We start from the raw sequence: 12,517 nt of genomic DNA, 5'->3' as shown, positions 1-12,517 counted from the left end.
ATGAGCGTATTAAGTATAACTTTCCACTGCACGAAAAACAATCTGGAAGAATGGGAAAATTATATGGACGAGACATTGGTTTTAATGACTGAAAATCTGATGGATGTCAGCAAATATATTCTTTCCGAAGTAGACAGTGATTATATTGAGGATGGAAAAAACTACAACCTTCTTTTAATATTTGACAATGATGAATTGCGAACAGATTTTATTGAGAGTGAGCTCTTAAACATCTCTGAGAGAATAGAGAAACAATTTGGACAGGAAGTTATGATCTTCAACACTTTTTTAAATCCAAAGAAAACCAGACTTTAATAAAAAAGGCCCTGAAATTTCAGGGCCTTTCATTTTTTTGATTTTTAAATCAAAAAGAGTTTCTTTTTATCTTGTTGGATGATGCGGTGGTTTTGGAGGCGCAGGAGGGTGAGGTAAACATGAAGCCAACACACCAACCAAAGCCAATACTCCGATAATTTTAGTTAAGGTTTTCATATTTTTATTCTTTATGATTCAAACTAATACAAACAATCCGAGTGCCAAAAAGTTAAATTAAAATATAGCTTTTAACTGCCAACGAAAAAAGCCCCGTAAAATCAGGGCTATTATAAGATATTAATCTCTGTGATGTTTTTTATGTCCTCTATGTTTGTTATGACCTCTATCATCATATTCATAGTAGTATACCCTCTTCTTAACCTGGCCTGGCGCATAATATCTGGCACTTCCGCCATACACCTTTTTTGCCTGCCCTGGTGGCAATCCCCTCCTACCATGATAGTGTTGCTCCTGCACGGTACAGCTAGACAGCATAAAACCCAGAGAAACTACTCCCACTACTTTTATTAAACCTTTCATATTTTCATTGTTTCAAATTTCGTATGAAAATAAACAAGGTTGGTGCCAAAGATCGAATTCACATAGCAGAGATAAGATATTAAGAGAATATTAATATCTTAATTTTAGTCAAAACCTACTGTCTCGCTTCTTTTTTCAAGCATAACAAGATCTTTCCATTCTCCATTTAGTTTTCCAACTTTTTTACGAATTCCTACTGTTCTGAATCCATTTTTCTGATGGAATTTTATGGATGCTTCATTTTCAGGAAATATATTAGACTGTAAGGTCCAGAAACCATGGCTTTCGCTGTCTAAAATCATCTTTTTAAGTAATACTGACCCTAAACCCTTTCCCTGGTAATTAACGTCAAAATAAATGCTTACTTCCGCAACTCCTTTAAAACATTCTCTTTTACTTACTGGTTTTAAGGCTGCCCAACCAACTACCTCATTATTTTCATTTTCCAAAATCCATCTGCAGTCGTTAAAAAATTCTGTGTTCCAAACTTCTCTATTGGGAGCCTCGGTTTCAAAAGTAGCAATTCCGCCATCTATTCCTTGCTGAAATATTTCTAAAACACGTACTTCGTCACTGGGAAGCATTTCTCTGATTTCGTAGTTCATTTTATTTAAAGATATTTTCTTTTATTTTTTCGTTTTATTCTTGAATAATGAGTTTGTTTTGTTTGACCATCTTCTGAGACAACACTTATATTTCCATCAACTTCAAGAACGGATAGTTTTACATTTTCTATCTTTTCCACACCATGCTCTCTTATTGCCTCTTCTAATTCTCCCTTAGTAATTTTCACTTTATCAAGCGCTTTTTGATCTACTTCACCATCCCTTATTAAAATCACCGGATCTTCCTCCATAAAAGTTTCGAAGGACGGGTTTGCAAACATTAATCTTTTTAAGATAAAATTAGCTGCGAAAAGCACAAGTGCAGCGATAAGCCCTCCCTGGAGAGATGTATCAGGTCCCACCATGGCATTTTGTACTGCATTGGAAATAAGAAGTAATAACACAACATCTCCTGCATTAAGCTGAGAAAGTTGATTTTTACCAAATAAACGGATTGCAATTACCATGAAAAGGTAAACGCAAAGGGAACGAACAACAACATTAAGAATAGGATCCACAGATATTTTTTATCTATTCAAATGTAGTAAAGAAATCTTAAAATATCGAAGTAAATTTTCAATCATCTTCTTTTTGACCATCTATAAATTGGTACAAACTTTGATACTCAATTTCAGGACCTTATATCCTTAAAAAACACAATAATGAAAGCGCTATTCTTCTATCTAAGTATTTTCTTAGTATTACTCAGCTGTAAAAATCATCAGGATTATAAAAAAGAATCTGCAGAACCCGAAATCAGAGAAAAAGTAAATAAACTATACACTTTGTATAGTCGTTCTAATGAAACCCTTTATGATCGCCCGCTTCAAAAGGATCTATTTTCTTCTGATCTGGAAGATGTAATAAAAAAAGCAATTAGTGTTTCAAAAGCAGATATTGAAAAAGTAAAAAGCAGTGCTCATCCAACGGATAAGCCTTTAATATTAGAAGGGGAAGTTTTCTCAAGTTTATATGAAGGATATACGACTTACAAAATAAAATCGGTTGATATCATTGCTAATAGAGCAAATGTTTCTGTTGATTTTGAGTATGATAAGGTATCCCCTCAAATTATATGGACTGATACTATACATTTAATTAACACAGATGACAAGCATTGGAAAATTGACAATATAATATTTAATAATTCTATCAGTACCGCTACAGATCTTAAAAATAGTTTGGAAGGATTTATTTCTTATGCTGAAGAAAATTTAGAACAATAAAAAAGCTGCTATTTCTAGCAGCTTAAGTTTTTTAAGGACACTGAGCGATTGGAACTTCGCTACAAACTGTCTTATTTAATCTTTCGCAGTATACACAGTACTTTTTAGGCTCTCCTCCATACACTGATTTTAATTCTTGCTTGTTAAGTTTCTTTAAATTTTTCATATTGTTTTAATTTTAATAGTTGGCTAAATTTAAAACGAAAAACCAATTAGTTTATTACAAATTTTTGTGGAAAATTTTCACTATTTGCATCTTAAAAACAAAAATTATAGAGAATTTGCCTAAACCTATATAAATGTTTTATGAATTTTACCTGTTATCTATCTCAACCGTTACTGGCATCACATAGGTATAAGCCATCATATTTTCATTAAAATTTTTGCGATTTATTTTAAGGTTAGTTAAAACATTTTCAATTTCTTTACTTACATTTTTGCAATCACCTGTAGAGTGAACGTTCACGATCTTTCCATTTTCTGTAATATCGAATTTTACCTCTGAATTGACAACTCCTTGTTTATATTCGTAATTCGTAAAATCGAAGTTATCTAATAATTCATTTCTTATGTCACTGAACGTATCATTCTTATTCAATTGAATCTCCTGAATTACATTAGTATTGTTAGTCTGTGCTTTAAAAGTATTCATTGAAATAAATCCCAAAACGAAAAGTGAAGCTATAAATATTTGAATTTTATTTTTCATAACTGTATGGTTTTAAATATTATAATTACATTAGTTTGTATTTCTTACCCGAAGTTATTAAAAATAATTCATATTAAATTCACATTTAATTAACATTGAGTTAATATTAGAACACAAATAACTGATATCCAGTATATTAAACTTTTAAAATAATTAAAAAATTAATATTGGACTTCGAATTAGATTATAAAAAAAGACCAAACTTTATCGGTTCAGCCTTTTTTAGTCATTATTGTAATACTTTTAAATCACATATTTAACTTTTTTCAATACGAAGTATAGGTATTAGAATTCTTTCTTCAAAAACTTCCCTGTCAAACTTTTCTTAGACTTGATAATTTCCTCGGGAGTTCCCTGAGCAACAATTTGTCCACCATGTTTCCCTCCTTCCGGACCAACATCAATAATATGATCAGCCAGTTTAATCACATCCATATTATGTTCAATAATAATAAACGAATTTCCAAGCTCAACCAGTTGGTTGATTGCATCCATTAATATTTTAACGTCTTCAAAATGTAATCCCGTTGTAGGTTCATCCAGAATGTAAAGTGTATTTCCTGTTTGTCTCTTCGCCAGTTCTGTGGCCAGTTTAATACGCTGAGCCTCTCCTCCGGAAAGGGTTGTTGACTGTTGCCCCATTGTGATATAGCCCAAACCAACATCTTGCAGTGTTTTAACTCTGCTAAAAATTTTAGGAATTGGCTGGAAGAAATCTACTGCTTCATCAATTGTCATATCCAATACATCAGAAATAGATTTTCCTTTATAACGAACTTCAAGGGTTTCCCTGTTGAAGCGTTTTCCGTTGCAGGTTTCACAATGAACATAAACATCCGGTAAGAAGTTCATCTCAATTACCTTCAGTCCACCACCTTGACAGGTTTCACATCTTCCACCTTTTACATTAAAAGAAAATCTCCCTGGCTTATAACCACGAATTTTACTTTCCGGTAATTCAGCGAAAAGATTTCTGATATCTGTGAACATTCCCGTATAGGTTGCAGGATTTGATCGAGGTGTTCTTCCGATCGGAGCTTGGTCTACATCTACTATTTTGTCGATATTTTCCAGACCCTCAATTTTTTTATATGGTAAAGGCTCCTGAACTGCTCTGTAAAAATGTTTGTTAAGGATTGGATATAAGGTACCATTAATCAAGGAAGATTTTCCACTTCCTGAAATTCCTGTTACAACCACTAATTTCCCTAAAGGAATATCAAGAGTTACATTTTTAAGGTTATTTCCAGTAGCCCCTTTTAATAAAATATTTTTTCCGTTTCCTACTCTCCTTTGTTCTGGAATTTCAATTTTTCTTTTTCCATTGATATAATCAGCTGTTATAGTATCAGCCTTCAACAGGTCTTTCGGTTTTCCCTGCCAAAGAATTTCACCTCCAAATTTTCCAGCTCTTGGCCCGATATCCAATACCTCATCAGCTTCAAGGATCATATCTTTGTCATGCTCTACAACCAAAACAGAATTACCAATATCTCTAAGATTCTTTAATGATTTGATAAGTCTTTCATTGTCTCTCTGATGGAGACCGATACTTGGTTCATCCAGAATATACAAGACATTAACCAGTTGCGAACCAATTTGTGTTGCCAGGCGGATCCTTTGAGATTCACCTCCAGAAAGCGTTTTGGAACTCCTACTTAAACTTAAATAATCTAATCCTACATCCAGCAAGAACTGAAGTCTGGTTTCAATTTCCTTTAAAATTTCGTACGCAATAATTTTATTTTTTTCTGAGAATTTGTCTTTAATATCATGCAGCCAGTCTTTCAGATCCGATAAACTTAAACCATTGACCTCAGCAATATTTTTTCCATCAATTTTAAAACTTAAACTTGAAGGCTGTAAACGGGTTCCGTTACATTCAGGACAAGTCTCTTCAGTAGTAAAATGTCTTTCCAGCAAAACACCTTCATAAGATTCTTTCTCATCAATAATTTCTTCCATAAAAGGAATTAACCCATCAAAATTGATTTTTATTTTCTTGGTAATTCCTGCATATTTAAGGTCTTTATTAAATTCTTTATGACAGCCGTGATAAATATATTCCAATGCCTCTTCAGGAATATCCTTCATTGCAGTCGTTAAACCCAAACCGAAGATCTCAAGAATATTCTTGATCTGTGCTAAAATCCATTTATTAGATTTAATATCTTCTAAAGGCAATAAAGCTCCCTGATTGATCGACAACTTTGGATTATCAACAAAATAGTCTGTATTGATCTTTTTAATAGTTCCCAATCCTTTGCAATCCGGACAGCTTCCTTTAGGGGAATTGAATGAAAAGGTATTAGGTTCCGGTAATGCTAGTGAATGTCCTGTTTCCGCATCCATTAGATTCTTTGAGAAATATTCAATATCCGTACTTCCCAGTTTTTGAATTCCAATAATTCCTTCCCCCATCTCCATCGCTGTTCTCAGGGATTTCTCCATTCTGGTTTCGGAGGCACTTTCACCAATAATCCAGCGGTCAATAACGATATCGATATCATGGGTTTTATAACGGTCGAGCTTTAGATCATATTCGATATCCTGCAGCTCACCATCAATTCTTGCCTGTCCATAGCCTTTTTTTGCCATCTGTACGAAAAGCTCATGGTAATGTCCTTTTCTCGAGCGAACAACCGGAGCCATCAGCATGATCTTTTCACCTTTATAATTTTCCTTAATTGTATCAAGGATCTGATCTTCCGTATAGCTTACCAATCTTTTTCCACTAGCCATTGAATAAGCATCCGACACCCTTGCATACAGTAAACGCAGATAATCATAAAGCTCAGTAACTGTTCCTACAGTGGAACGTGGATTTTTATTAGTGGTCTTCTGCTCTATTGCAATTACAGGAGAAAGCCCTTCGATCTTATCGACATCAGGACGTTCCAAACCTCCTAAAAATTGACGTGCATATGCTGAAAATGTTTCAATATAACGACGCTGACCTTCTGCGAAAATAGTATCAAAAGCTAATGATGATTTTCCACTGCCGGAAAGCCCGGTAATTACTACCAATTCATTGCGTGGAATTTTTACGTTTATATTTTTTAAATTATGCTCTCGAGCACCGTAAATTTCTATATATTCTGTTGATTTACTCATAATTCAGTGTGATCCTACCTGAAAATCACGCTGTGCAAAATTACGGAATTTTATGGAATTTTTTGTGTTAAAAAGTGTTAGTTTATTTGCAGTAAATGAATCAAAAGTTTTTATTTTAATTTAAATTTTAAATGAGATAACGGTTATATGAAATTACATTGATCGGGAAAATATATTAAAGCTGTCCTACCCGCTTTACTTAATCAATTTTATTTAAATTTACATTTCATTAATTCACCACTATGAACAGATTACGCGAGCATATTGAAGAAGTAATTCCTCTTACAGATGAGGAATTTGATCGTATTCAAACCTTCTTTACGTTGAAAAATGTTCGTAAAAATCAATTTTTGGTTAATGAAGCTGACGAAGTGAAGTTTGAATTTTTAGCTTTGGATGGTATCTATAAAGTATTTTACATTGATGAAAACGGTAAGGAGCATATCCTGCAATTTGCTAAAAAAAATTGGTGGATGACAGATTACGTAGGATTTTTCAAACAAAAAAATGCTACTATGTTCGTAGAATGCCTGAAAGATGGCCAGGTTTTATGTCTCACTCTAGAAGGAAGAGAAAAACTTGCTTTAGAATTTCACAAAATGGAACATTTCTTTAGGGTAAAATTAACAAACGGCTACATCGCTCTGCAACAAAGAATAACCCTTCTATTATCAAGTACTCCTCAACAGCGATATGAAGAGTTCTCAAAATTATATCCCGATCTCATCCTTGAAATTCCAAAAAAATATGTAGCAGAATATTTGGGTGTAAGCAGGGAAACATTGAGTAGATTATATGTGAACAGTAATAAAATGTAAGTGTGATTTCAATCACACTTTTTTTGTGACTTTATTCCTTCATTTTCGGATAAGTTCCGTGGTAATTTTACATCAGAAAAAAATAACAATTTAAACATATTATTAATCTGAAAAATTTTAAGTCATGAAACAAAAAGTATTAATCATTGTATCCAATGCAAACTCAATCGGACCTAACAATAGAAGAACAGGTACATTCCTACCTGAAGTAGCCCACCCTTATGCAGAATTTAAAAAAGCAGATTATCAAATTGATTTTGCGAGCTTAACAGGAGACTCTCCTTATCTTGATGCTTTAAATTTAGCGGATGATCCTGATAATTTAGCCTTCCTAACGGGTAAAGGTTGGGAAGATATGCATAATGCGGTAAAATTATCAACCGTAGATGTAAATACCTATGATGCAATTTTTATTCCTGGGGGTCTTGCTCCTATGGTAGATATGCCCGAAGCTCCAGAACTTAAAAGAATTATTGCCGAAACTTACGAGCGTAACGCAGTAGTTGGAGCAGTATGTCATGGTCCGGTATCTTTACTGAATGTAAAATTAAGCGATGGATCTTATCTGATCAATGGTAAAAATATTGCTTCTTTCACAACAGAAGAAGAGGATAATTATGCAAGAGCTGAGGTTCCTTTTGATCTGCAAACTGCATTAACTGAACAGGGCGCAATTTTTCACGCTGCAGAACCCTGGTCTGCGAATAGCATTGCTGATGGAAATATTGTAACCGGACAGAACCCAGCTTCTGCAAAAGGTGTTGGTGAAAAAATAGTTGCAATTTTAGAATCAAAAAAGAAATAACCTTTAACATTAAATTCAAGAAAATGAGTCAAAAAGCTGTTTATATATACGCCAAATGGCAAGTAAAAGAAGGGAAACTAGACACCGTATTGGATCTCATGAAAGAAGTCGCTGAGAAAAGCTCTAAGGAAGAAGGAAATTTGTTCTATAATCTTCATCAAAGTCAACAAGATGAAAATACATTAATCTTATTTGAAGGTTATACAGATAAAGATGCTGTAGAAATACATCGTAATTCTGAATATTTCAAAAATTTAGTTCTGGAAAAAATCGTTCCATTGCTGGAAAGTAGAGAAGTAATTCTTATGGATAAAATTTTATAGCAATCTTTTTTAAAAACAAAAATTCCGGAAACTATTGGTAGTCCGGAATTTTTAATTTTAATTTTCAAAGAAATCAACATCTTCATTACTTATTTTCACGAGATATTCTATTCCGTCTATTGCTTTTGAGATAATCTGGTTTCGAAGCATATTTGACATATTTTCCCAATAGGCTCTTCCATAAAAAGAGTAGTTCTGGGGAATAATTTCAATCTCAACAGTACGTACAAAACCTTCTTTTGGTTTATTACTGATCATGGTACCTCTTTTTACCCTTACTTCCTTTACCTCATCTTTTAAAATCATCCTGCAATAGTTCTTGACATCTTCCAGGGATATAATTTTATCTCTGGTTGTCAGAGCATATTTATAAGCTTGAATGCTGTCTGTCCCTTTCTGCTCTTCAGCCCCACCAATAGTTTCAGTAAGAAGCACTAAAGACTGTGATTTCAACTGATTTGAAAGCTCTGTTCCAGGACGCATATGATTAGCAAGAGTACAATGTGTGATCCAGAAAGAAGCATACGTATGGTCTGTCTTTTCAACAGGCTCCATTATCACATAATTAAGTTCTTGTTTGATACTTCTTTTTGCATTATTTACTTTTTGCACCATAGACTTCATTTTGTCTGACATTTCACTCAATACTCCTTTTACATTATCCCTGTTTAATAAAGAAAATGCTGCAATTTCATCTCTTGTCAGTTCTAGAACATTAGCAATCATATCAACTGCATTTCTATTGGTAAAACGTTCCATTCCTCCTTTTCTGACTGTATAAAGACCTTTCTTTAAATCATCAGCTGGTGTAAAAGGAATTTCCGTATATCTTCTACCTTCTCCATCCTGAACTTCGTCTACATATAAAAAATGCTCCCCTTCGTCGGTTACCAGCGGAATATTATTTCCCATAATATCCAAACTATATTCAGTTTTTTTCCACCCTCTGTTATAAATTGGAAAAGCATTAAATACGAATGAAAAATTATCTAAAATTTCAGCAGAAAACTGTGGTGGAAACTCAAAGGTCAGCCATAAATAACGCTTTCCTTCAAGGTATTTTTCAATTTCCTCTCTACCTTCAAGAAAGTCCAGATTCTCAGGGAGTTTTCCGGGTTCCGAAAACAAACTATCTGATAAGCCTGTTATTTCGATAAATTTATGATGATAAATACTTTTAATATCTTCTATCGTTTTTGTTTTGATAGATTGCTCACGGAACATTTGTTCATACCCTTCTGCCTGAGTATTTTTCAAATAGGATAATCCTTCTCTTATAAACAAAGGATTTCCATCACTTGTAACCGTTATGTAAGGTAAAAGTTTATATACAAAATCAAGATGTTCAAAAGCCGGGTTTGAACAAAATATACTAAGGTATTTAGGAAAGTTCTCACTTACATATTTAGAGACATTTACACCAATAGTAACCTTGCGATAATCTTCCGGTTTACCTTGGAATCTAGCAATAGGAATCTTGTTCAATCTTTCATCAATACTGTAGCAGGTATTCCCTACAAACATGATTGACGTCTGTACTTTATTGATCCTTACGTTGCCAATCGGAGTGAAAGGAATATTAACCTGTTTATCTGATTCTGATTTTACAGTGGAAGTCATCTGCTTTCTGAAGAAAAACTCTGTATGTTCCAGCAATACTTCAGAAGATTCTGAAGGCTGGGTAAATGCGATAGAATGAGAAGGAATAGGGTGAGTATAAATAGATGGCGTAAGTAATTTTGCCAGCTTTTCTAATATGCGGGCATTTACGGTCTGTATCTCATTATTCGCTTTGAAAATCTCAGTGCTGAATGCATCTATCAATAATTTCACAAATGGATCCAAAGATTGTGGGCTCTTTAATCCCCAGACTTTAGTTGCATTTTGAAGCATTCTTGCTTTTACGGATTCTTTAGAATATATATTCTGATCTAAATTCATAAATTTTAATTACAATAAATATTTAATCAATAGACATAGGGCTCAGAAATAATTCTGTAGAAAAACTGAATCGGTCACCTGTCGCCTCCATTTTGGCATTAATGGCGATTCGTACTTTTTTCTTTATCTCTGTATGTTCCTTGGTGTCATAATTATGTTCTACGATTTGCACATGAGCGTCAACTTGTGGCTGAACAATTCTTGGTTCGTATTCCTGTATCTGTCTTTTTAGACTCTTAATAAAAATATTCTCCCAAACAGCACTTGTAACTCCGTTATCGAATTCAAGATTCCATACATCATTTCCGTAATTTTCATCATATCTATTTTCTCCTTTTTTAGTTGTTATCAACAACATAATGTTATGGGCGATACTCTCCCCCATGTCGCAGGTATCTATACTTCCTCCTTCGGACATTAATGTTGACGGAACAAAAGGCATTCTGTAATTTGGTGTGTCCATATATCAACTTTTCTTGCTTTTTCTTTATTTTTTCATTCGCATAAAACAAAATACCAATTTAAACATTTTTCAATAAATAATATATGATACAGAAATAAAAATATTCCTTAAAATTTACGGCTTTCAAACCTGTTTGAAAGCCGTAAATGAAGTTATTTCGAAATGAATATTGAATATTTTAAAGCAAAAGGAATTACCATATTCCCTGGTTAGCAAGTTATTTGCTATCTCTTTTATTTCTGTTAATAAAGTAGTAAACCGGAAGTCCGAGTAAAACCATTACAAAACCTGGCCATGTATACTGTTGTTTATAGATCAGTAATAAAATACAGAAACCAGCTCCTATCAACAGATAAATTATAGGTGTAATCGGGTATAACCATGTTTTATAAGGCCTCTCAAGGTTAGGCTGTTTAAACCTTAGGTAAATCACTCCAAAAACTGTTATCATGTAAAATAAAACAATAACAAAAGAGATCATATCCAGTAAATTTCCATATTGTCCACTCAGACACAATATGGAAGCCCAGATTCCCTGCATCCAAAGTGCATTTCCGGGAACTTCATTTTTATTATTTTTTTCTGCTGATTGAAAAAACATTCCGTCCTTAGCCATCGTTTGAAAAACCCTTGCTCCAGCTAAGATTAATCCGTTATTACATCCGAAAGTAGAAATCATTACCAGTAAAGCAATAATAACCGTTCCCGCACTTCCAAATATATTGTGTGAAGCTGCAACAGCTACCCTGTCATTTGCTGCAAAAGCAATTGAATCCCGATCGAGAGCATTTAAATAAACATAATTTACTGCTATATAAAGAATCATTACAGCAGAAGTTCCGAAAATCATTGACTTCACAACATTCTTCTTTGGGTTTTCAATTTCACCTGATACAAAGGTGACACTTTCCCAAGCCACAGAACTGAAAACAGAACCAACCATCGCTGCTGCTATACCTCCTAGCAAGGTCATTCCTCCAATAGGCTCCCAGCCTTGTTTAAGAAAATTTCCACTCAGATCCTTTTTAAGATTACTGAAAGCGTCATAACCAGAGCTGAAGTTTTCGGAAAGATGAGAAACATCTATCAAAATAAAACCTGCGGCAATTAGTCCCAACAGAGCAACAATTTTAGATCCTGTAAAAATATTCTGTAATATCTTACCACTCTCTACACCTCTTGTGTTGATATAAGTAAGCAAAACAATAATAGCAATCGCTAATATCTGAATCCATGTAATTTTAAATTCTCCACTTTGAAAAATAGCTTCTGCATCATTAAGAGCTGGAATCAGGTAAGCAGTAAATTTACCAAAAGCCATTGCTACAGCAGCAATAGTACCCGTCTGGATTACCGTAAAAAGTCCCCATCCATACAAGAAACCCATCCTCTTACCGAAGATCTCTTTAAGATAGGTATACTGTCCTCCTGCCTTAGGAAATAATGCAGAAAGTTCCCCATAGCTAATTGCCGCAGCTACCGTCATTATTCCTGTGATAACCCATACAATGATCAGCCAGTAACCAGAACCCAGATTCCGCATCATGTCTGCACTTACAATAAAGATTCCACTTCCGATCATTGAACCCATTACTAACATAATGGCATCCCAAAGTTTTAATTTTTTATGCATAAATTATTTAGAATTCCCAAATATA

14 protein-coding genes are annotated in these 12,517 nt (G+C 33.8%); 5 read left to right on the top strand and 9 right to left on the bottom strand.

Annotated features, from left to right (window positions below):
• Entirely contained in the window at positions 1–315 is a 315-nt protein-coding gene (locus J7E44_RS00745; protein WP_214824478.1) for a DUF4286 family protein, read from the top strand.
• A 297-nt stretch (positions 316–612) separates the two neighbouring features.
• On the opposite strand, the gene J7E44_RS00740 is transcribed toward J7E44_RS00745, so the two are convergent.
• From J7E44_RS00740 to J7E44_RS00730, 3 genes are all read right to left on the bottom strand, one after another.
• Positions 613–834 (bottom strand): hypothetical protein, encoded by a 222-nt coding sequence (locus tag J7E44_RS00740; RefSeq protein ID WP_353050422.1) that lies wholly within the window; start codon positions 832–834, stop codon positions 613–615.
• Positions 835–959: 125 nt separating this feature from the next.
• The gene (locus tag J7E44_RS00735) at positions 960–1,460 is read right to left on the bottom strand and encodes a GNAT family N-acetyltransferase (protein WP_214824472.1); all 501 of its coding nucleotides are present in this window, start codon (positions 1,458–1,460) and stop codon (positions 960–962) included.
• 5 nt (positions 1,461–1,465) lie between these two features.
• Positions 1,466–1,978: a DUF421 domain-containing protein gene (locus J7E44_RS00730; RefSeq protein WP_214824470.1), complete on the bottom strand. Its 513-nt coding sequence runs from the start codon at positions 1,976–1,978 to the stop codon at positions 1,466–1,468.
• A gap of 144 nt (positions 1,979–2,122) precedes the next feature.
• Between J7E44_RS00730 and J7E44_RS00725 the strand changes: the two genes are divergently transcribed.
• Positions 2,123–2,686: a hypothetical protein gene (locus J7E44_RS00725; protein WP_214824468.1), complete on the top strand. Its 564-nt coding sequence runs from the start codon at positions 2,123–2,125 to the stop codon at positions 2,684–2,686.
• Between the two features lie 31 nt (positions 2,687–2,717).
• Here the strand turns inward: J7E44_RS00725 and J7E44_RS24355 are convergent, their stop codons facing one another.
• The 3 genes from J7E44_RS24355 to uvrA form a co-directional block, all read right to left on the bottom strand.
• Positions 2,718–2,852: a bacteriocin-like protein gene (locus tag J7E44_RS24355; RefSeq protein WP_449243619.1), complete on the bottom strand. Its 135-nt coding sequence runs from the start codon at positions 2,850–2,852 to the stop codon at positions 2,718–2,720.
• 147 nt (positions 2,853–2,999) lie between these two features.
• Positions 3,000–3,395 (bottom strand): TSCPD domain-containing protein, encoded by a 396-nt coding sequence (locus J7E44_RS00720; protein WP_214824466.1) that lies wholly within the window; start codon positions 3,393–3,395, stop codon positions 3,000–3,002.
• Between the two features lie 285 nt (positions 3,396–3,680).
• Positions 3,681–6,509 carry an excinuclease ABC subunit UvrA gene (uvrA, locus tag J7E44_RS00715; RefSeq protein WP_214824463.1) on the bottom strand — a complete coding sequence of 943 codons (2,829 nt, stop codon included), beginning with the start codon at positions 6,507–6,509 and terminating at the stop codon, positions 3,681–3,683.
• A gap of 242 nt (positions 6,510–6,751) precedes the next feature.
• Here uvrA and J7E44_RS00710 point away from each other — a divergent pair, with 242 nt between their 5' ends.
• The 3 genes from J7E44_RS00710 to J7E44_RS00700 all read left to right on the top strand — a co-directional run bounded on the left by J7E44_RS00710 (position 6,752) and on the right by J7E44_RS00700 (position 8,455).
• A complete protein-coding gene (locus J7E44_RS00710; RefSeq protein ID WP_214824460.1) occupies positions 6,752–7,327 on the top strand; it encodes a Crp/Fnr family transcriptional regulator in 576 nt (191 codons plus the stop codon).
• 124 nt (positions 7,328–7,451) lie between these two features.
• Positions 7,452–8,132 (top strand): type 1 glutamine amidotransferase domain-containing protein, encoded by a 681-nt coding sequence (locus tag J7E44_RS00705; RefSeq protein WP_214824458.1) that lies wholly within the window; start codon positions 7,452–7,454, stop codon positions 8,130–8,132.
• Positions 8,133–8,155: 23 nt separating this feature from the next.
• Positions 8,156–8,455: a putative quinol monooxygenase gene (locus J7E44_RS00700; protein WP_214824456.1), complete on the top strand. Its 300-nt coding sequence runs from the start codon at positions 8,156–8,158 to the stop codon at positions 8,453–8,455.
• Between the two features lie 57 nt (positions 8,456–8,512).
• On the opposite strand, the gene J7E44_RS00695 is transcribed toward J7E44_RS00700, so the two are convergent.
• The 3 genes from J7E44_RS00695 to J7E44_RS00685 form a co-directional block, all read right to left on the bottom strand.
• A complete protein-coding gene (locus J7E44_RS00695; RefSeq protein ID WP_214824443.1) occupies positions 8,513–10,396 on the bottom strand; it encodes a type VI secretion system baseplate subunit TssF in 1,884 nt (627 codons plus the stop codon).
• 22 nt (positions 10,397–10,418) lie between these two features.
• Positions 10,419–10,859, bottom strand: coding sequence for a GPW/gp25 family protein (locus J7E44_RS00690; protein ID WP_214824439.1), 441 nt, complete (start codon positions 10,857–10,859; stop codon positions 10,419–10,421).
• Between the two features lie 217 nt (positions 10,860–11,076).
• Positions 11,077–12,492, bottom strand: coding sequence for an APC family permease (locus J7E44_RS00685; RefSeq protein WP_214824437.1), 1,416 nt, complete (start codon positions 12,490–12,492; stop codon positions 11,077–11,079).
• Positions 12,493–12,517 lie beyond the last annotated feature (25 nt).

The sequence above is a fragment of the Chryseobacterium sp. ISL-6 genome, assembly GCF_018613715.1.
GTDB lineage: Bacteria > Bacteroidota > Bacteroidia > Flavobacteriales > Weeksellaceae > Chryseobacterium > Chryseobacterium paludis.
This window is presented reverse-complemented; position numbering and strand designations above follow the sequence as displayed.

Bases quoted from the DNA above. Each gene is read 5' to 3' on its own strand.
- J7E44_RS00710 (WP_214824460.1), top strand. From the start codon at position 6,752: ATGAACAGATTACGCGAGCATATTGAAGAAGTAATTCCTCTTACAGAT.
- J7E44_RS00720 (WP_214824466.1), bottom strand. From the start codon at position 3,395: ATGAAAAATAAAATTCAAATATTTATAGCTTCACTTTTCGTTTTGGGA.
- J7E44_RS24355 (WP_449243619.1), bottom strand. From the start codon at position 2,852: ATGAAAAATTTAAAGAAACTTAACAAGCAAGAATTAAAATCAGTGTAT.
- J7E44_RS00695 (WP_214824443.1), bottom strand. From the start codon at position 10,396: ATGAATTTAGATCAGAATATATATTCTAAAGAATCCGTAAAAGCAAGA.
- J7E44_RS00685 (WP_214824437.1), bottom strand. From the start codon at position 12,492: ATGCATAAAAAATTAAAACTTTGGGATGCCATTATGTTAGTAATGGGT.
- J7E44_RS00690 (WP_214824439.1), bottom strand. From the start codon at position 10,859: ATGGACACACCAAATTACAGAATGCCTTTTGTTCCGTCAACATTAATG.
- uvrA (WP_214824463.1), bottom strand. From the start codon at position 6,509: ATGAGTAAATCAACAGAATATATAGAAATTTACGGTGCTCGAGAGCAT.
- J7E44_RS00700 (WP_214824456.1), top strand. From the start codon at position 8,156: ATGAGTCAAAAAGCTGTTTATATATACGCCAAATGGCAAGTAAAAGAA.
- J7E44_RS00735 (WP_214824472.1), bottom strand. From the start codon at position 1,460: ATGAACTACGAAATCAGAGAAATGCTTCCCAGTGACGAAGTACGTGTT.
- J7E44_RS00745 (WP_214824478.1), top strand. From the start codon at position 1: ATGAGCGTATTAAGTATAACTTTCCACTGCACGAAAAACAATCTGGAA.
- J7E44_RS00705 (WP_214824458.1), top strand. From the start codon at position 7,452: ATGAAACAAAAAGTATTAATCATTGTATCCAATGCAAACTCAATCGGA.
- J7E44_RS00725 (WP_214824468.1), top strand. From the start codon at position 2,123: ATGAAAGCGCTATTCTTCTATCTAAGTATTTTCTTAGTATTACTCAGC.